At 52.9% G+C, this 19,987-nt stretch carries 14 protein-coding genes and 1 pseudogene; 8 read left to right on the top strand and 7 right to left on the bottom strand.

All coding sequences use genetic code 11. The features are described 5' to 3' along the window. Positions 1–117: 117 nt before the first annotated feature. Positions 118–918, bottom strand: a complete 801-nt coding sequence (locus tag P5706_RS04665; RefSeq protein ID WP_285678655.1) for a hypothetical protein — start codon at positions 916–918, stop codon at positions 118–120. A 189-nt stretch (positions 919–1,107) separates the two neighbouring features. Here P5706_RS04665 and P5706_RS04660 point away from each other — a divergent pair, with 189 nt between their 5' ends. Further along, entirely contained in the window at positions 1,108–2,895 is a 1,788-nt protein-coding gene (locus P5706_RS04660; protein WP_169917066.1) for a hypothetical protein, read from the top strand. 23 nt (positions 2,896–2,918) lie between these two features. Here the strand turns inward: P5706_RS04660 and P5706_RS04655 are convergent, their stop codons facing one another. Beyond that, entirely contained in the window at positions 2,919–3,329 is a 411-nt protein-coding gene (locus P5706_RS04655) for a very short patch repair endonuclease (RefSeq protein ID WP_047296720.1), read from the bottom strand. A gap of 48 nt (positions 3,330–3,377) precedes the next feature. Here P5706_RS04655 and P5706_RS04650 point away from each other — a divergent pair, with 48 nt between their 5' ends. The 6 genes and pseudogenes from P5706_RS04650 to P5706_RS04625 all read left to right on the top strand — a co-directional run. After that, entirely contained in the window at positions 3,378–5,003 is a 1,626-nt protein-coding gene (locus P5706_RS04650; protein WP_169917067.1) for a DNA cytosine methyltransferase, read from the top strand. A 31-nt stretch (positions 5,004–5,034) separates the two neighbouring features. Continuing rightward, the gene (locus P5706_RS04645; protein ID WP_285678654.1) at positions 5,035–6,477 is read left to right on the top strand and encodes an ATP-binding protein; all 1,443 of its coding nucleotides are present in this window, start codon (positions 5,035–5,037) and stop codon (positions 6,475–6,477) included. A gap of 23 nt (positions 6,478–6,500) precedes the next feature. Further along, complete coding sequence (locus P5706_RS04640) at positions 6,501–9,359, top strand: Z1 domain-containing protein (protein ID WP_150658716.1); 2,859 nt, start codon at positions 6,501–6,503, stop codon at positions 9,357–9,359. Beyond that, positions 9,343–10,356, top strand: coding sequence for a PD-(D/E)XK motif protein (locus P5706_RS04635; RefSeq protein WP_150640981.1), 1,014 nt, complete (start codon positions 9,343–9,345; stop codon positions 10,354–10,356). The genes P5706_RS04640 and P5706_RS04635 overlap by 17 nt, the downstream gene beginning before the upstream one ends. Position 10,357: 1 nt before the next feature. After that, positions 10,358–12,163, top strand: coding sequence for an AIPR family protein (locus P5706_RS04630; protein WP_150640980.1), 1,806 nt, complete (start codon positions 10,358–10,360; stop codon positions 12,161–12,163). A gap of 13 nt (positions 12,164–12,176) precedes the next feature. Continuing rightward, positions 12,177–12,350: pseudogene (locus P5706_RS04625) on the top strand (IS3 family transposase); the annotation flags it as partial. 230 nt (positions 12,351–12,580) lie between these two features. Here the strand turns inward: P5706_RS04625 and P5706_RS04620 are convergent. Both P5706_RS04620 and P5706_RS04615 read right to left on the bottom strand, forming a co-directional pair. After that, positions 12,581–13,633 (bottom strand): ADP-ribosylglycohydrolase family protein, encoded by a 1,053-nt coding sequence (locus P5706_RS04620; protein ID WP_169917068.1) that lies wholly within the window; start codon positions 13,631–13,633, stop codon positions 12,581–12,583. An 11-nt stretch (positions 13,634–13,644) separates the two neighbouring features. Then, on the bottom strand, positions 13,645–13,899 hold the full coding sequence (locus tag P5706_RS04615) for a hypothetical protein (protein WP_087693415.1): 255 nt from the start codon (positions 13,897–13,899) through the stop codon (positions 13,645–13,647). 423 nt (positions 13,900–14,322) lie between these two features. Here P5706_RS04615 and P5706_RS04610 point away from each other — a divergent pair, with 423 nt between their 5' ends. Beyond that, positions 14,323–15,195, top strand: coding sequence for a WYL domain-containing protein (locus P5706_RS04610; RefSeq protein ID WP_087693416.1), 873 nt, complete (start codon positions 14,323–14,325; stop codon positions 15,193–15,195). Between the two features lie 74 nt (positions 15,196–15,269). Here P5706_RS04610 and P5706_RS04605 read toward each other — a convergent pair whose 3' ends face one another. The 3 genes from P5706_RS04605 to P5706_RS04595 all read right to left on the bottom strand — a co-directional run bounded on the left by P5706_RS04605 (position 15,270) and on the right by P5706_RS04595 (position 19,958). After that, positions 15,270–15,941, bottom strand: coding sequence for an ankyrin repeat domain-containing protein (locus P5706_RS04605; RefSeq protein ID WP_150658712.1), 672 nt, complete (start codon positions 15,939–15,941; stop codon positions 15,270–15,272). A 112-nt stretch (positions 15,942–16,053) separates the two neighbouring features. Beyond that, positions 16,054–17,757, bottom strand: a complete 1,704-nt coding sequence (locus tag P5706_RS04600) for a LeoA/HP0731 family dynamin-like GTPase (RefSeq protein WP_150640974.1) — start codon at positions 17,755–17,757, stop codon at positions 16,054–16,056. Further along, on the bottom strand, positions 17,757–19,958 hold the full coding sequence (locus P5706_RS04595; RefSeq protein WP_150658711.1) for a hypothetical protein: 2,202 nt from the start codon (positions 19,956–19,958) through the stop codon (positions 17,757–17,759). The genes P5706_RS04600 and P5706_RS04595 overlap by 1 nt, the downstream gene beginning before the upstream one ends. Positions 19,959–19,987: the final 29 nt, after the last annotated feature.

The following is a 19,987-nucleotide window of genomic DNA, read 5'->3' as shown; positions in this document are numbered from 1 at the left end:
CGGGTCGTGCAATGAGGCGTCTGGCTTTCGAGGGTACATGTCTTCAGTTCCGTATCCCGGATACACACCAAAATTCGTCACCGGTTCTTTCTCTTTTCGAGCACCTACCACCGGTGCTTATTCCTCAGCTTTCGGGGTGGCAGGGGTAACCGGGGTAATTGCAAAGTAATACTCGTCATCGGCATGCGGATCGAACTTAGGGCGAGCGATGCGGCCTTGATCCAAGGCGTATTGAAGCACGTCGCGCACTTCCAGCCAGCCGCCTGGCTTGACCACGTGCAGTGCTTCAATGGCCTTGACGATTTCTCTCCAGCCAGTGTTTTCTGGCTTGATGGTGTCCAGCAATGTGCTAAGGATCAGCTGCTGGCGCTCGGCTTGATTCATTTTGGTCAGCGGCCTCACTTCCTCTTCGGTTGGTGTCACTACTTTTGTGACGGCATCGTTGCCATAGCTGCGAATGAATTCGTAAGCTTCTTCGCGGCTCAGGTTACCCTTGATGATCTCAACGCGGTCACGCATCGGCTTGTCAAAGTGGACGATGGTGACGTCGTATTTACCGCCGCCGACTTGGACAGAAAGCGGTACCCCTGTGCGTTCGCGGGTTTCCCGCACGATGCGAGTCTCTGCAAGCTGTTGCAGTTCTGCCTCGGTCACGACGTCCCACTCAGGGCGTTCAAATAGATCCGGGTACACGCGGTGTTTGGTTGAGAAGTAGCGCTTGGACAGCTCGATGCAGCTCTCACGGTTGCAGTTAGGCGTTTTGATCACATAAAGGAACGGTGTCTCTAGGTTCTTTTCGCGCCAGTTGTTGCACTTGCGGAGGCTGGAAAACTCGACGGTTTGAAACAGCTCGCCGTTATAGAACACCTCGAAGCTCAGAAGTGCTTCAGTAGGCTTGGCTTGCTTTTTGATGGTCATGTCGTCCCGCTCCGTCACTGTTGGGTGCCGCTTCGTTTGGCTTGGCGCCATACTAGGAACACTGTTCCTGCCTGACAAGTGCTTTTTTCACGCCCACAAAAATGTATGGCCTGTGTTAAAATTTATGCCACCATGATGGCATTCTGACCATTTGAAGGCTTGGCAACACCTACGTGTTCGGGAATTGGAATGGACTGGGAAGCCCTTGTTCAAAGCTTGTGGGAAATCATCCACTCACAGGGCTGTGATGCCTTCGAGGCTCATCTGAGGTCTGGTGTATTAGATCAACCTATCGATGGGCTTGTTCAAGCTTTAGATGTCCTTCATAAAGCTGATGCAAGGAATGTCTTCCAAGCTCTGCTTCTCGAGTCACTGAAAAATAGTCCTTTTAGTGATCGAATCAAGCACCGATTGCAGATGTCGCTGCGATTCGAAACCCCGCATGCAGACGGTCATCAAACACTCATCGAAGAACGAACTGTTTTTCTCGAAAAGATAAGTGACTTGGTCACATCCGATCGTTTTGCTGAAGCCATAGATAACATTCACGCGGCTATTGCAATGAAGCAAGACTCCGACCTTCTGGAACTGCTTGGTCGCGTCTATCTGCTCCAATGCTCCCACGAGACTCACATATCCGGAGTGGTCGAAAAGCAAGTCACTACGCAAAACGATAGCCCGCAGGAAAGCGACAATTTTGGATCTGAAGGTGATTTCGACCTATTCGTTTGGCAAGACTCTCCCGTCTTCCAAAAATCAACTCATGATAACGAATGCATCGAAGCAGCCGTAGAGATCCAAGCGCTTATCTCCAGTTCAACGCCTGTGGAACCTAAGGCAATCGAGTGGTGTATAGATCTGGATGATGGGGAGCAACGCCTCTCCAGCTCTTTTTCTTCGGAAGCACAGACGTCCGCCTCTGAAAAGCTCGCTATTGGTGACCTTTCAACGAACGATGTTAGCCCCTCAATTGATCTTGATCTGAATGAGGGGCAATCAAGTCTCGAAGTGATGACTCAAGAAGCAAGCAGAAGTTATTTCGATTTCCAACTCCTCAAATTACAGCCAGAGGACAAAGAACTGCTCAGTATTATTCGGGCTAATCCGAAAAGTGACGCCACTACACTGGCGCGAGCTATGAAAACGCGGCCACCGGATTTGAATCGTACCCTAGGGACACGACTGCGGTATTGGATTGAGCGGGACCGCTTGGGGGGCTTTTCTATAAAGCGGGAACTGCTAAGCCTGCTGTCTGATTCTGCGTTTAAAAGTCACAATCCAGCGGTGGGAAAGAAATCGATAGACCCAATGCCCAAGATGCTCTCCTCCCAAGGCGAAAAAGAGGTTTGGGCGCTGCTGTCTGATATACCTACTTTGCCAGACCAAGCAAAACAAGTGCTTCGCTACTTCATCCAGAATCCAGGACAAAAAACCTATGAGGGTGCGGATGCCCTGAAACTCAATCACATGGACCTACTTTCCTTGTTGGACGGTTGCCTTGAGAAATATCTGGAAAGGGACCGTGTTTTTGCAGTAAGGCCTCGCCCGCAAGCCAGCTTAGAGGAGGCCGGCGTACCCCTTACGAAACCGACACTGCAATTGCCTGATACTGACGAAATACTCAGCAGAAGCGCAACAATTAAAATTCGGACACAGTTGACCCACGGAACCAAGCAAATTGACCCTCTCGCAGAACCAGTTGTGCATTTAACGATAGATGCCGACGTTACCGTTGCAGATCTTGCCAAAGCTGCTGCAATATCTCGTCTTCCACCGCTCGGCAAGCAGATTCTCGCGCTGCTGGCATCTGCAGGCAAAGGCTATAGCCGAGACCTGGCTCGCAAACTTGAACATGATGTGGACGAAGTCAACAAGATGCTCCTGCACACGCTAAGCGAGCACGTTTCCGTTATTCACAGTGTCTGGCGCTTGAACAATGGCGTGATAGAAGCCCTCAAACTTGCGGCTATTATTTAGTAATTTGCGGGGGTTAATTTGTCTCATGACTGTCTGATCGCTTGGTATAACCATTCAAGGTTTGGATTTGCTTCCTTCAGATCACACTCCCACACTTCAAAGACTCGCCAGCCCGCGGCAATCAGATGGTCTCTGTTCCGAGCATCGCGCATCACATTACCGCGGAACTTCTCAGCCCAGAATTCTACTCTAGTAGCTGGCATTGTGGCGTATCGACAACCCTCATGGCGGTGCCAGAAACAGCCATGTACAAAGATGCATGCCTTGTACTTAGCGAGCACAATATCTGGCTGCCCGACCAACGCCCTTACGTGGAGTCGAAACCTGAAGCCTTGGGCGTGCAGCAATTTTCGAATTTTCAGTTCGGGCCTGGTATTCTTCCCCCCAATCTGGGACATCATGCGTGAGCGGATTTCCTTACTGACTGTATCCATCTTCATCTTCTCCCGCTTAATAGGGGCGAAACTCAGAGTTAGGGCGTCATGAATCGCGTGCAACCAATTCAGATAGTAGATCTTTTCGCAGGGCCAGGAGGCTTGGGTGAGGGGTTCTCATCATACAACCAAGGTAATGATTTCGAGATCATTGTTTCGGCCGAAAAAGATCCAATAGCCCGTAAGACCCTGCGGCTTCGGGCGTTCTACCGCCTATTGAAACGCCACAACCCCGGTGCTCTGGATGACTACTATGACTACTGCAACGGGCATTCCGAACGCCCTTGGTCCCCTCGCAGTGAGGCACAGTGGATCCGGTCTGGGGATGAGGCCAAGTGCATAACACTGGGCTCCAAAGAGGGCGATGATGAGCTAGATGAAATCCTGCTTAACAAGCTGGACAGAACCCGTCCTTGGGTGCTCATCGGAGGTCCACCTTGTCAGGCTTACTCGCTTGTCGGCCGGTCTCGTAACCGCGGGAACACCGACTATCGTCCTGAGGATGACCATCGGCACTTTCTCTATCGCGATTACTTACGAATCATCCAGCACTACCGTCCTGCCATATTTGTTATGGAGAACGTAAAAGGGATTCTTTCCGCCAAAGTAGGGGGTAAGGAAATCTTCCCCGAGATACTTCAAGATTTGTCCGATCCTGATGTAGCACTTAACCACCCAAGCTCTGGCCGTCGATACCGCATTTACTCACTTGTGAGTGATGAATCCTTTGGTGCCGACGATGATGTCTCAGAAGTAGAATCCACAAACTTCATCATACGTGCAGAGCAGCACGGTGTTCCACAGGCCCGTCACAGGGTAATTCTCTTGGGCATCGCGATCGACGCCGCAGGGCAAACCCCAAAGCCCGAACGACTTCCAACTTTCCCGGAAATATCTGCCGGCAGCATCCTTGGAAAACTACCGCGATTGCGCAGTAGTCTTTCCAGAAGCACTGATAGCCCACAGTCTTGGTATCTTGAACTGATTAATCAACTGGATAACTTGCAGGATGCAGCAGCCGGCTTGCCCAAGAAAGACCCCGGGCTCGAAGCAAACATCAGAATAGTCCGATCGAGCTTCATGACCGGCTCTCTGAATACTGGCGCATTACGCTATCCGCGCAACGCCGGGGACGGCTCTACGCAATCAACTGATCTAGATCACTGGTACAAGGATAACAAGCTGGACGTCTGGCTGAACCATGAAGCTAGAGGCCATATGCCATCAGACCTCAAGCGCTATGTATTCGCATCCATCTTCGCGCGGACACATAAACGCTCCCCCAAAGGTCACCTAGACTTCGGCCTGCCTGGGCTGGCTCCAGAGCATAAGAACTGGGAATCAGGGAAGTTCAGTGATCGCTTCAGAGTTCAGCTCGAGAACTATCCATCAACGACTGTCACCAGTCACATATCCAAGGATGGGCACTACTTCATTCATTACGATCCGTTTCAGTGTCGCAGTTTGACGGTACGTGAGGCGGCCCGTCTGCAAACGTTCCCCGATAACTATTTTTTTGAAGGCAACCGGACGCAACAATTCCATCAGGTCGGGAATGCTGTACCCCCTCTGTTGGCATCAAAAATAGCCGCTGTAGTAGCGAATGTTATCACGACGGGCGAATGGTCATCTGTATGGACTGAAAATCACCGAGGAGAAGGTGATGCAGGCTAAATCAAGGCATGCCCCGCCCCGGGCGGGAGCGATGATCGAGGCACTCCGCGGACTAGGTTATAACACTGCTACTGCGCTAGCGGACATCATAGATAACAGTATCGGCGCGGGCGCAGATTTAGTTCATGTAAACTTCGAATGGAAAGAAAATGCCAGTAGAATTTATGTACTCGACAATGGCCGAGGCATGTCGTCAGCGGAGCTGGACAAAGCCATGCGTCTTGGTGAGCGTAATCCACTTGAAGAGCGGGGTTCAAACGACCTAGGGCGTTTTGGACTAGGACTAAAAACCGCCTCGTTTTCTCAATGTAGACGCCTGACAGTTGCGACGATCAACGAAATCGGCTTGGAGTCACTACGTTGGGATCTTGACGTTCTGGCAGCCAGTACCGATCAGGGCTGGCATCTTTTGGAAGGGCCTCACGAGGGCTCCGAGGTTTTTTTTCAGCCTCTTGTAGAAGCTGGCAAAGGCACGCTGGTTTTATGGGAAATACTTGATCGCATCGTTACCAACGGATTCAGGGTTCAAGAATTCTTAGACCTAGCGACCCAAATCAAACAGCACTTGGGAATGGTCTTTCACCGCTATATTTCGAGTAACCGCTTACGTCTTCTGCTTAATGGCAAGCCGATTAAGGCTTGGGACCCTTTCCTCAATGGGCATCCCTCGAAGGCCTGGAGTCCCCCAGTTGCCGTGTGCCCGATAAATCGAACTATCTCTGCGCAGTGCCATGTTCTCCCCCACCGTGATCGCCTAACGGACAAAGAATACGAAGAAGCGGCCGGCCCGGAAGGATGGGCAGCTCAACAAGGTTTTTACATATACCGTAACGAGCGACTTCTTGTCGCCGGTAGCTGGCTGGGGCTGGGTGCAGGTCGAGCCTGGACCAAGGATGAAGCCCATCGGCTGGCGCGCATCCGCTTGGATATCCCCAACAATGCGGATGTAGATTGGAAAATTGACATTCGTAAATCAACCGCACGCCCACCTATCGCGTTGCGATCCTGGCTCGCGCGTTTAGCGGAGGAAACACGCTCGCGATCGCGACGAGCGTTCGCTCACCGGGGACGCCCTGTTGGAGCAATTCAGGGTCCGCCCATTATCGAAGCATGGAAAACCGACAAGTTCAGCGGCGGCACACGATATCGGATTGATCTGGAACATCCTGCCATGCGAGCAGTCCTCGACGAAGCGGGGGCACTGATGCCTCAGATCAAAGCAATGTTGAGGGTGATCGAAGAGACTGTACCGGTACAACGCATCTGGGTGGATACCGCCGAAGACAAGGAAACTCCCCGGGTGGGATTCGCTGGCGAGCCTGCAGCCGAAGTCGAATCAATCCTTCAGATAATGTACGGCAACCTAATACGCCTCAAAGGATATTCGGCTGCGGCTGCGCGTGAAAAGCTTTTGCACATGGAACCCTTCCATAACTTCCCGGAATTAATAGCCGCTCTTCCCGATCAGCCTTGATTCTAAATGATGAGATGTGAGTAATGACGGACCCCGAAAAGAGCAAAACCAGTGTCATCAAGATTGTGCAGGAGTTGCTGATCGCCCAAAAAGGTGACGCTGACGTAACGCCGTCCATGATTGGAGAAATGATTGATCGCGTTCTATTCATGAACCCTAATTGGGGCAAAGAACTGGATCGGGACGGTGTGACCGACGAGCTTATCCGTCGTTTCAGCATCTGGGTGGGAGAAGATGCAACGCTGATGGATAACGCGGGGCACGTCCCGTGGCTGACCCAGGAAAGAAAAACCGATTGGCGTTACTGGCAGCGCTATCGGGAGTGGCAGGAAGGAAAATTGCCTTGGGCAGCGGTCGAGTCGGTAGACAAATCCACCGACTCCATTCTGTCGATGCTGGAAGATCCAACCCGAGATGGTCCGTGGGATCGACGAGGCTTGGTGGTCGGTCACGTACAGTCCGGTAAAACAGGGAACTTTACAGGGCTTGTCTGCAAGGCAGCGGATGCGGGCTACAAGATAATCATTGTATTGGCAGGCCTGCACAACAATCTACGTTCACAGACTCAAATGCGTCTGGACGAGGGCTTCCTGGGCTTCGAGACTGGTCCCACCCCGGGTGCAACCCGCTTGATCGGCGTGGGAAAAATTGATGGTTCCCCGTCTATCCGACCGCACTATGCAACAAATCGCAGTAATAACGGCGATTTCAACATGGGATTCGTCCGCAACCTCGGCATATCCCCGGAAGAGCGGCCATGGCTGTTTGTTGTCAAAAAAAACAAGTCAGTGCTGACACGACTGCTCGTCTGGCTACGCGATCATGTAGCCAATAGTCAGGATAATGAAACCGGTCGAAAACTCATTACTCACCTGCCAGTATTGGTGATTGATGATGAGTCGGACCAAGCCTCTGTCGATACCGGCGAGCAAGTTGTTGGTGCAGACGGTTTACCTGATCTGGAACACGAACCAACCGCCATCAATCGGATGATTCGCCGAATCCTGCATACCTTTACCCGAAGTGCCTACGTAGGCTACACCGCCACCCCATTCGCCAATATTTTCATTCATGACAAAGGTGAGACGGGTGAAGAAGGGCCAGATCTCTTTCCCTCTGCGTTCATCTCTAACTTGGCCGCACCTTCTTCGTATGTAGGGCCGACAAGAGTATTTGGCCTCTCAGCCGAAGAGGGGCGCGAGGGTGGATTACCGCTGGTACGAACAGTCTCGGATTACTGCGACGAGGATGGCCGTACGGGATGGATGCCGCATGGCCATAGGAGCAACTTCCACCCGGTCCATTCAGGGCCACATAGCATGCCGGACTCCTTGGTCGAAGCGATAAACGCCTTCATTTTGAGTTGTGCTACCCGTCAACTCAGAGGCCAAGGTGACGCGCACAACTCAATGCTGGTGCATGTAACTCGATTCAACAGGGTACAAAAGGTCGTGCACGAACAGGTGCAAGCCTATGTGAACAATGTTAAACAGCGACTGTCGCTGGGTATCGATGAAAAGAAATTGCTCTCTGAGTTGAAGACCTTATGGGAAAGAGACTTTGTACCAACCAGCAACGAAGTCAGTGAGTCGCTGGATACCCCCGATGAATGCAAACTTCCAGACTGGGCTGATGTTCGTGCTCAGCTTCTCAATGTACTGGAGAGCGTGGATGTACGAATGATCAACGGCACCGCCAAGGATGCTCTTGATTACGCCGATACACCTACGGGACTAAAAGTGATTGCCATCGGTGGCGACAAACTCGCTCGGGGACTAACACTTGAGGGACTGAGTGTCAGTTACTTCCTGCGCGCCTCAAAAATGTACGACACGCTCATGCAGATGGGACGCTGGTTTGGTTACCGTCATGGGTATATTGACCTCTGCCGCCTTTACACCACCAGCGATCTGATCGAGTGGTTCGGGCATATTGCGGACGCGTCCGAGGAGCTACGTGACGAATTCGACATGATGTGCGAAAGCGGCGGAAAGCCTATCGATTATGGACTCAAGGTCAAATCCCACTCCGTGCTCATGGTAACTTCACGGCTGAAAATGCGGGCAGCGAAACCTCTATACCTGTCATTCAGCGGGCAGATATCTGAAACGGTTGCCTTTTTCAAGGAGAGTGAAGCTCTTAGCAAGAATCTTGCAGCGTTCGAGCGCTTCACGGACAAACTCGGTGGGGCCAATGAGATACCTGCACAGAAACGAACAGGGAAAATTGATAAGTGGCGAGGAGCTCATTGGGCAAACATCGATGCCGAAAAGGTTGCGACTTTCCTCCGAGAATACGAAACCCATCCTGAGTCGCTAAAGGTCAACAGTAAGTTGCTCGCCCGTTTTATTGAAATGATGAGCCTCAACGGGGAGCTAACTCAATGGACAGTGGCAATCGTCTCTGGTGACAGCGAGATCCCGCATCAAGTTGGAGGTAGAACGGTCAATCTGATGAAGCGTACAGGGAAAAATCTTATCGACCGATATGCCATTGGACGCTTGTTATCCCCGCGGGATGAGGCAATGGACCTGGACGATTCCGCATGGAATGCAGCATTGGCGTTGACCCAAGCTGCTTGGCAAGCAGACAAGGGGCGACGAGACAAGAATGAGTTACCAGCAGTCCCGAGTGGAGCCGCAATACGACGGGTACGTGGGCTTGGCGCTGACGGCGTCGCCCCACACCCTGAGACAGGGCTGCTGATTATCTCGTTGCTGGACCCTCAGAAAGCGGAGAAGGAAAACTTCCCACTAGGAACTCCGCCTGTAGTTGCTTTCGCTATTAGTTTCCCGGGCAGTAACTCCAAAACCAAAGTCGAATACATGGTCAACAACGTTCATTGGCAAAGCTGGGAGCAGCAATATGGCGCTTGTGACTGAAGAAGAAATGCAAGCTATCTGGCGCCCTCTGGCAGGTGACAGTCCCGATGAAGGCTGGCGTAGCATTGCAATGGCCGAATGCGGTGGCTGTCGATTGCGCGCCGCACGCAGCTCACCGGGTAATGAGGAAGCGTTGCTGATTGGGTTTCCATCCCTGAAACTACCCGCCATGAATCAATTGCCCAATGGTCACGGTTTCAAGGTGGAAAAGGCGACATTGGGTGAAGTGGGCCGGGGGCTCAATTGGCTGGCGCTGGTCCGCCAGCCTGCTGGCAGCCTAGACCTGTTCAGCAGCATGGTGGTCGATGTACTGAGCACCGTCCAAGCAAGTTCGGATGCAAAGGAAGAACTCCTATTCCAACGCTACCTGGGAAGAATCAGAGCATGGCAGGACTTCATGCGCCGAGGACACGAAGGTCTTTCTGCTGAAGAGGAGCTCGGACTTGTCGGGGAACTGAATGTTCTGAGCAAATTAATAGAAGCAGGAATGCCGTTGTTCAATTCAGTAGACGCTTGGAAAGGACCGCTGGACGGCCTTCATGACTTTGAACTGGGAAGCGGTTCAATCGAGGTCAAGACAACAATTGCAAGCGAAGGATTTCCAGCGTGCATTGACTCACTGGAACAACTTGACGACTCGTTGCGCTACCCGTTCTTTTTGGCGGGAGTCAAGTTGCATCTAAGCGAGGAAGGAAAAAATCTTGTGCAGCATATTGATCTGTTGCGCCAAGGATTTTCCTCAGACCCAGCGGCCCTGCGTGCCTTCGACAACTGCCTAGTGCATGGCGGCTACCTAGACACACACCAGAACCGGTACACACGAGCCTTCGCACTTACTGAATTAGTGATTCATCGTGTGGATGAACACTTTCCACGCCTGACTCCCTTCAACACACCACTGGGTGTGTTGCGAGCAAGGTATGAGATAGACCTTGGACTTGTGCAATCTCAAAAAATTAGCCTAGATCAGGCATTGCAGGAATTAGGGGTTTTTTAAAGTGGAACTTGTTGAGTATCTAAAAGAACTACAAGCTGAGATACGTGAGGCAGAGCTATCATTCGATTCACCCGGGGAAAAATATCCCTATCCAGAATTAGTTTTTGCCGAAAAGGTCATGCAACACATGTCCGACATCGGCATGACCAATGAGCCGCAACTGTGCTATTTCGACGATCAACCCGGCGCCTCTACCCTGCGTTTGAGTGGTTATTCGTTCGGTTCTTCAGACGATGACGAAGCTCCGGATCAGCTTGACCTGTTTGTCAGTCTCTACAAGGGGGTTGATGAAATTGAGCCGCTCCCACAAACGGAAATTGTCAAATCCGCCAACCAATGCATGCGTTTTCTCAAGAACTGCGTCAATGGGACGCTTGAGAAGAGCATGGATGAAACAAATGAGGCTTATCCTCTAGTTGTCAGCGTCAGACAGTTCTTCTCTGGCTTGGTCAAACTAAGGGTCTTCGTCATCACCGATTTGTGGTTGAAGAACAAGGGGGGATTTGCCCCCACTGAATTCCAAGGAAAATCCATCCAGCTCGAAGTGATGGATATAGAGCGGTTGTTCAACCATCTCCAGCAGAACCGCCCTAGGGATGAAGTCTTAGTTGACTTCAATGAGATATCGGGAAGCGCTCTGCCTTGTGTATGGGTCCCCGGTGTTGCAGGTGAGTATGATTATGCCTTGACGGCGATTCCAGGTGAGGCTCTAAGATTTATTTACGACAAATATGGCGCGCGAGTTCTTGAAGCCAACGTGCGCTCCTTTTTAAGTGCAACCGGGAAAATCAATAAAGGCATTCGCGACAGCCTACGCACAGAACCGGAACGATTCATGGCTTACAACAACGGTGTTGTTTTGGTTGCCGATGAAATAGGAATGAACCGAGCGGCAGATGGTTCACCTGGTATCCTTTGGCTGAAAGGAATGCAGATTGTCAATGGAGGACAAACCACTGCATCTCTCTACTTCACCAAGAAAAAATTTCCAAATACGGATTTGTCCAAGGTACGAGTACCAGCCAAGCTCATCGTATTACGCTCCTCGGAAAGCGAAGAGTTGTTGATTTCCAACATCTCTAAATATGCAAACAGTCAGAACGCCGTAAAAGCATCTGATCTTTCGGCAAACCATCCCTTCCATACGGAAATTGAAGCACTGGCCGCCCGAACCTATTGCCCGGATGGAGTCGGACGCTGGTATTACGAGCGGTCTGGCGGTAGCTATAAGGTCATGCTTGAACGAGAAGGTAAAACTCCTGCTCGGATCAAAAAGCTGCAAGCAGCTATTCCACCTGCTCGCAAGATCACCAAGACAGACTTTGCAAAGTTCCTGAACGCGTGGGGACAGAACCCCCACATGGCGAGTCTTGGCGGACAAAAGAATTTTGACGCGTTCATGTTGGATGTAGATAACCGCGCAGAAAAGGGCCTGTCAAAAGTACCTGAGTCAACAGAGTTCAAGCGGATGATCGCACAAGTAATTCTCTTCAAAGCTGCTCAGAAGCTTTTACGCCCCCTGTTTCCTGCATTTCAAGGAAATGTGACGATTTATACCCTGTCACTTTTCTCTGCCAAAGTTGGCTCCAATTTCGATCTGGAAATGATCTGGCAAAATCAGAAAATATCACCTGAATTGGCAAAGCAAATTGTTGTTTGGGCAAAAGAAGTCGATGAGGCCTTACATAGCGGAGCACAAGGCAGGATGATCTCTGAGTGGGCAAAAAAGGAAGAATGCTGGACCTACATTAAAAACTACAAATACTCGCCAATGAGCTCAAGCATTCCAGAAAGCAAATTACCTTAGCGAAGGTTTTTGGCGCCATAGCCGAATCAGCTTCGTGACGCCCGCCGAGCGACATCGAAGGCTGAATCATCAGATTTTAGCTCGACGCCATGAACTGTAAGTGCAAGCCCTGGAAATGAAACCGGATTGCTGGTCAGGGCAGACGCGAAACTGGGAGCCGATAGTAAACGTGCCGCTGACCTCGGAGAGCATTTACGGCACTACTATCGGTCCGAATAGCCCGTACGGGGTGATTTCGCGCGCGCAGAGATCGACCAAAAGCCAATCAGCGGCGATAGCCGCATGGCAACTAGGTCCCCTCGGCACCGACTAAATGCCGAGGGTCTATGGGTTTAAAATTGAACAGGGGCAGTTGAACACCCGAGTCAGTTTTCGGGCAGCGGCAACAATCGGCATCGCACTTCTCCTGTTCTCGTCTCAATTACCGGGATATGCCTGCTCAATCTGCTCATCAAACTCCCCGCCCACCCCGCAGTACTCACGGGGAATACGTTCAATATCCTCGGCGATTTGCTCGATCACCTCGCGCAGTTCCAGCTGCGCGAACCAGCGCGCCGGAATGGTCGCGGCGCCGTATTGCACGCCAAGCAGGTGGCCGGTGATCAGGCCAGTGCTGCCGCTGTTGCCGCCGTGGTTTACGGCTGTGATGATGCCGCTTTCCAATGAGTCCGCAAATAACGCGCACCACAGCCCGATGGCCAGCGCTTCTTCGGCGACCCAGCCACCACCCAATTCAGCAATGCGTTGTGGCGTGGGCCGGTAGCCTTCGTAAAAGAAGAACAGCACGCGCTCGATGAAACTGCGGGGTTGTTCCATGCTGGGCTTTTGCCCGTGTTTGGCCAAGCTTTCGCCGATGGAGTGTTCGAGGCTGTCCTGCCGGTCGACCATGCGCTGGAGAATGTCCGCGAAAAGGCCACCGGCCAGGTAGCCCGTCGGGTGCCCATGGGTCAGGCGGCCGGACTGGGTGGCGTAGTCAAAGGCGTTAGCGAAGAATGCACACGGCGCAGCGCGGACCAAGGCGCCACAGCCCTTGCTGTTGTTCTCGGCGACAGCGCCCATCCGCTGGCTGGCCTTCAGCGCCGTGAGGCAGGTGGTGCCCGGGGCTCGGCGGGACCATAGGGCCTGTTGTTCGATCAGCCAGCCATCTTGGCTGACCACTACCGGTGCGGGGTAATCCTGGGTCAGCAGCCAGCGCAACTGGGCATGGTGAATGATGCTGGGCACATGACAATCCCCACCCGCGCTTCCACGCACGAAGGCCCGCAGCAAGCCTTCGGCGGTGAAGAGCATCATCTGGGTGTCATCGGTGATGGCGCCGGTAAGGCCGAATGCGGGGGCGAAGTCGACGATGCCTTGGCAGCCGTACTTGGCTTCGATCACCGGCCATTCAAGGAACTCCACCGGTGCGCCAAGCGCATCACCTACGGCACCACCGAGCAGGCAACCCTTGATCCGTTCAAGTCTGTCCATGTCTATTCCTTTCACGCGGTGGGTACCGAGGCCTGCAGCATCGTCAGTTTTACCTCCAACTCTTCGACTTGGGCTTTTTCTGCCCGCAGGGCTGAGCGCAGTTCGCGGTTTTCCGTTTCCCAGATGCGTGCCCAGCGGGTGAGATCCCGTTCGCCTAACAGCAATTGCCAGATTTCACGCAACCGCAGGTACTGCAGCAACAGCACCAACAGGATGATCCCCATCAACAGCAATGCACCTGTCGAAACCGCGTCCAACGTCGTCATATCCAATTCCTTCCGTGAGATCGAGGCACCTCGAAGACATCCACACGATATGTAGCATTTAACGACAGGTCTAGAATGTAGACTTATACAGGTAAATAAATCACACACATTGAAGTGCATGAAACATCTAGCGGGAGCCAACAGGTTTAGGAAAAAAAATGGCTTTTTTCCGTCGCTTTAGAGGGGGCCAGAGCTAGGCAGGGAAGCCCCTCCGAAGCGGAATCACATCCCAGGCACCGGCGGCACCGGGCAAAGGTTTGAACAACGCATCCAGCAACATGTGTCCTTAAACTTTACACATGGAGGTTGCAATGGAAGGCGCCAACTCGAAAGTCGAGTGAAAATTTGAGGATATGTCGCCTTCAACGACAGGTCTTTATTGTAGAGTGATGTGATTCAAGTAACCGCACACAAGGAGGGGAAGTGAAACGCAAGCAAACCATCGAGCAGGTACGCTGGGACCTGGCACTTCGCTACAGGTTGATCGAGACTGTTGCATGGTGGGAAGGCCGTCTGACCACGGGGCATTTGATTCAGAGCTTTGGCATCAGCCGCCAGCAGGCGTCCAAGGACATCAATACCTACATCACTGAGCATGCGCCGAAAAACCTGGCCTATGACAAGCAGCTCAAAGGCTATGTCCCCAGCAAGCATTTCAAGCCAAAGTTCATCGACGACAGCGCCAGCGCTTACCTGCACCTGCTCTACCAAAACAACGAACGCGCCCCACACATCGACGGGCTCGCCTTGGCCTATGCCCACACCAAGGTACTGGAAGTACCGGACAGGCCGATTCACCCAGAGATTTTGCGCCCACTGCTCAAGGCCTGCCGCGACGGCCTGCGCCTGGAAACCGAGTACGTGTCACTCAATACGCCGAACGTGGAAATTCGCCTCATAGCGCCTCACACACTGGTCTATACCGGCATGCGCTGGCATGTGCGGGCATACTGCGAGAAGAACGGCCAATACCGGGACTTTGTGCTCAGCCGCCTGCGCGGCGAGCCGGACTTGCTCGACGCTTCGGAAAATACCCGTGAGCTAGATGAAGACTGGAGCAACGAAATTCCGATCGTCATCGCGCCCGATGGGCGATTGAACCCTGCGCAGAAAGCGATCATTGAAACCGACTTCGGCATGGTTGACGGCCAACTAGTGGTGCCCAGCCGCAAGGCCTTGGTCAAGTATGTATTGCAGCGTTATCAGATCGACCACAGAAACCTGGACCCTAATCCTGAGGCGCAGCAAATCGTGGTGACTAACCTCAGGGAATTGAGACCGTGGCTGTATGAGTGATTAGTTGGCAAGTCGGTTGATTACCTGACCGCATGTAATCAACCTATCCTCCCTGCCAATAGCGCTACAACGACTTAACGATCTTTGCGTCTGGGTAACATTTCCTTCAATCCGGCGCTCATTTTGTGCCTGATTCGCACCGCGGTTATGTAATTGTCGATCTCCCAGATCAAAAGCTGCTGCGCTATGTCTTGGTGATCCGCGAGGATGGCAAGGTTGCGCGGAGTGTTCCCTTCGTTGTTCTTCGCATCAATATCAACGTTGAACATGAAGTGTTTTTCAGAGAAGTGCTTAGCTGCCTTGAAGTGGCCGTTTGCGGCCAACCAGTGGATAGGTGTGTTTCCTCCCACATCACGGTCGTTGAGACTTCCGCCTTCCCGGTATCGCTTTTCCAGCGTCTTTAGCTTCCCCTGCTTACCGGGCAGATGGACGTACTTTTCATTTTCTATGAAAATGCCAACGCCTCTCGATTCGAGGATGGACTTGTCCCCCACCGCACCGATCACCTCAAGTCGCTCGATCAGGAAAGTTCGGTTCAATCGATAGGCGATGTCCAGTGGGGTGTGCCCTGCAAAATCCCTGTCATTTAACGCTAGCGGCTCGAGCGACGACAGATGGTCCGTGTTATCAAGAAGCACTGAGGCGTGCCAGTCGCCCATACCGTGATCAAGCATGTCACCAACGCAATAGCCTGTCGGGGCCAGAGTTTTCTCAAGCAGCGTGAGTAGTGCGGGTGTGTAAGACATGGCATCCTTCCCTGATTGGATATATGTCAAAAAAATGGACAGCTTAAGAGAGCCACTCGAACTCGTGACGCAATGCGTCACGAGCCGAGAACGGCCCGGAGAGTGCAAGCCATTACTCCAGACGAACGAACTCTGCTTCGATGGTTTCACCGGTCTTGCGCCAGGCATGAAAGCGCTGGCGTTGCTCTTGACGTTGAGCGATGTTGTCCTGCATCTCTTGCACTGTGCCAAGCAATTCCTGATACGCAGGGAAGAAGCGCAGGATGAAATGCTCACTGTCGAGAAGCTCAATCATCTCTTTACGTTGTTTGTCGAAGTTCTCCACCATTTGCTGCTGGGACTTGCGGAAGGCTTCTTCGCGCTGAACTTGTTGATAGGTGTCCCAAGCCTCCAGGGCGAAACCTAAGACCGCTAAAGCGCCATTGATATTTTTGGCCAGATTGACCGCGCCCCAAGGCTTGAATTTGAGCATCTTACCCAAGTCCATTCCCAAGGTTTTGGCGACGGCGACGATGCCGTCACGTGTTGCAAGAACCGAGGTATTGTTGATCAGGTTGCTCTTGACGACGTAGTTGACACCCTGTTTGCCAAGTTTGGTCACCGAGCTGTTGAAGTGCTCGATTTCCGAGGCAAAACTCAAGCGCATACTGCTGATCTCTTGGCTCACACCGTTGAGCTGTCGGTCGAACTCGTTCTGCAGCGTTGTCGCCATAACGAAGCCTTCATTGCCGATTTCACGCTCGAAGAATTCACCGCACGTTTCGAGCGTGAGGCCCTTGGCCTGAAGGATGAGATCCGTGAAGTAGTCGAGGACAAAGCTGCGCAGGCTGATGCGTACGTCACTGATGCGGCTATTGGCAGCTTGTAACTGCTCTTGCAGGGTCTTGCCCATGCGCTCCAGGCGACTGACCTCATCACCGATCTTTTCGTCGTTCTCCACGGCCACCGGTACTTCCTTGTGCAGCACGTCGAGGATAACGCTGTTACGCGCCTGGTCGACGATGGCCACCGCACCACCGCTGGTTCTGATTTTTTCTACGGTAGCGCCTTGCAGGTTGGCGATGTGGGACAGTGTCTTGAACTTGTCCAGATTTGCCAGCCAGTATTCGGTGCCCATATCGAAGGGGTTGGCGGCTACCGCCACGATCGACAGCGCAGCCAATTGCGCTTCGGTGGCGTCGATGGAGTCGCGTAGACGGCTTTTGACATTGTCACGCTTGATCTTCAGGTTTTCCTGGTAATCCTGCTCATCCTCAACGTCGGCAACTTCGTCGAAACGGCTGAGGACGAATACCGTACGCGGCAGCAAGTCGAGCGTACGGAACAACCAGTTCAGCTCGTCCGCGTGGCTTTCCTTGATCGGGTTGGTGGAGTTCATCACATACAGGATCAGATGTGCCTCGCTGACGTACTTGCGAGTGATGTCCTTATACTTTTCGATAGTCTGGGTATCGGCGTTGTACTGCTCTTTGAAGCCAAAAAGCCCGGGGGTGTCGATCAACACAAAATCGTCACCCACCTCATACACTTTTACTTCGTTGGAAGACTCCTGCTGGCTGATGTTCATGCTGGATTTATCCAGCCGCTCCATCCAGGCCGCCGCTATGGAAGTCTTGCCTTCGGAAAATCCGCCCACCAAGGCGATTTTCAGTTTATCCCCCGCGACTTGATTACGGGATGTGGCGAGCTTGGCCAGCAGCGTTGGATCAATCGTTACACCCAGGTGTTCTCCCTGGCGAAGAAAAGTCTCCAGCCGATCGAGAATATCCAGCGCGCTGGTCTGCTGAGACTGAAATACATCAAGTGTTGTTTCCATCAACGATTACCTTCTGCCTGAATTTCATTGGAAAGCTGAGTCAGCTGAGAAAGGGAGCTTCCCAGGATCTGATTGATGGCCGCGATTTGCGCCACCGGCTCGTTCAAGTCAGCCTGGACTTCAGCAACTTTTTTCTTCAGTTCTGGCAAAGCACTGGCCAAGCTCTTGTGAAATGCCTCTTGCAACTGCTCGGCGATTTTTTCGAGGTTTTCATCGACCGACTTGCGCTGTTGCCCTTGCTTGTACTTGGTGTTGAAAGCGCCGTAGAGGGCCTTCCCAAGACTCACCAACAGCGTGATGCCACCCAGCGCCATGATCGCCCAGCCTGCAGGGTTCCAGAACATCAGTGCACCACCAGCCAAGGTGCCAAGCAGGCTAGTCAGATTGATGCCGTTGTCGATCTTGATATCGACCTTGAAAGGCACACTCAGGCCGCCGATACGCAGCTTGCTGTACGTGGAGAGCAAATCCTTTGCATGCGCTTCGAACCGAGCCACCACAGCGGCAATCTGCTTGGCGAAGCTGTCGACTTCAGCCTGCATGATTGAGGGCAATTCGCGCTCAAGCACCTCTTGCTGCCCAGTGATACTGCGCTCCAAAGCGCTGCGGAAGTCGTCATTGCCAATATCATTCTCGATGCGTGCGTAGACTTCTTTCCTGACCGCCGTCTTGAACTTGCGGATGGCCTCTTCGCCCTTGGCGGTCAAACGCGTTTCCAAGGCCTGCAGTGCAATGCCAAGTTGTGCTTGGGAGCTGTTGGTTTCCAGACGCAGTTCCTCTTCCAGCGGTCGGAACTCGAGGCGGCGTAGCGTTGATAGCTGGTGGATGATCTTGCTGACCTCACGCCTGACCTTATGCAGATTGGAGCGTTTGATCTTCGCCCGATGATCCTTGACCAGATTGCCACTCAAGTGCTCGCAGAACGACGTCAGACCTGATTTATCAAGCATCTGCCCGGCCGGCAGTTTGCTCAGGAACTTGGCCTGATTGTTGGCCGCTGACGATCTTGGTACCAGGCAATCGGCCACCGCCAGGAACGCAGGCCAGGCACTCAGTGATATCGCGTGCTGATAATGCTCCCCCAACTGCTCGCGCATCTTGATGTCCAGGTCCTGAAGGCTGACCTGTTCGTCCTCGCTGACAAGTTGCGGCTTTTCCAGGAGCATTGGGTTGGTGACGCGTTTGTTGAACAGTGACCAGACTTCCGTCTGGGCCCCCAGGTGGGCCTTGATCTTTTCCAGTGTCCCTTGACGCGCCTCGTCGCCTTTTTGCGGAGCCGTGGGCTTGCTGGTCACATAGAACACCGCGTGAGCCTTTTTGACCGCGCTGTCGATCTCATCTTTGACCTGCTTCTCATCGCCTTCGATTCCGGGCACGTCCAGCAACGCGAAACGTTGACCTTCGGCGCAAAAGTCATAACGGTGAGTCTGGCGAGTGAAGTCCGGGCGACCATCACCGATGATGGAGCCATCGGCATCACGGTTCAGTTCGGCCAGCCCTTCCAATGCAGCGTGCTGGCGAGTTTGTTGCTCCGTTTTTTGCGCCTGAAGTTGTACTTTCTGCTGTTCTACGACTGCCATTGCTGCTCGCCGTTGTGCCGTCAATGGCTCGATGCAAGCCTGACGCTCAACGAGCAGCTTTTCTTCCGGCAGTTTGCGCAGCGCATTGAGCAGACGCTGGAACAGACTGGCGTTGTTTTTCTTGTCGGCGATGGTTCGAGTCAATACGTCCAGCTCCGCCGCCATGGCCGCATCCTGCTGATCGAAATCCCGCGCCACCGCCTCTAGGTTGCTCTGCAAAGCTGTCAATTGTTCATCCAGAGCCACGATGCTCTCTTCGAGCTGCTGCAGTGCCTCCTCGCTCAACCCCAGACTCGCTTGCAACTGCCGGAAACGCTGGCGTTGTTCGACCTTGGAGGTTTCATCCAGCAAGATCCGCAGTGTCTCGATCAGTGTCGATTTACCGGCACCGGTCTCACCATAAAAGGCCAGGGTGAACGTGTCCCACTCTGCGTGACTTTGCAGATCGGCCATTGCGTTGTTCAACTCTTGCTGCACGCCCTGGAGAATGCCGCGGGCGCTGTCCTGCTGCTTGGCCAGTTTCTGGTCCTGGGACCTGGTTTCCAACGCCTGCAGGATGACCGCGACCTCTCGGCCAACTTTCAGATAGATTTCCTTGGGGGATTGCGACTCGATAATCATGGGGCGGACTCTTTCATCCAGGTTGAAAT

Origin of the sequence: Pseudomonas sp. ChxA (genome assembly GCF_030263855.1) — a bacterium.
Classification (GTDB): domain Bacteria; phylum Pseudomonadota; class Gammaproteobacteria; order Pseudomonadales; family Pseudomonadaceae; genus Aquipseudomonas; species Aquipseudomonas fluorescens_CB.
Note: the sequence above shows the minus strand (reverse complement) of the source record. Positions and strands in the feature narration are given on the sequence as shown.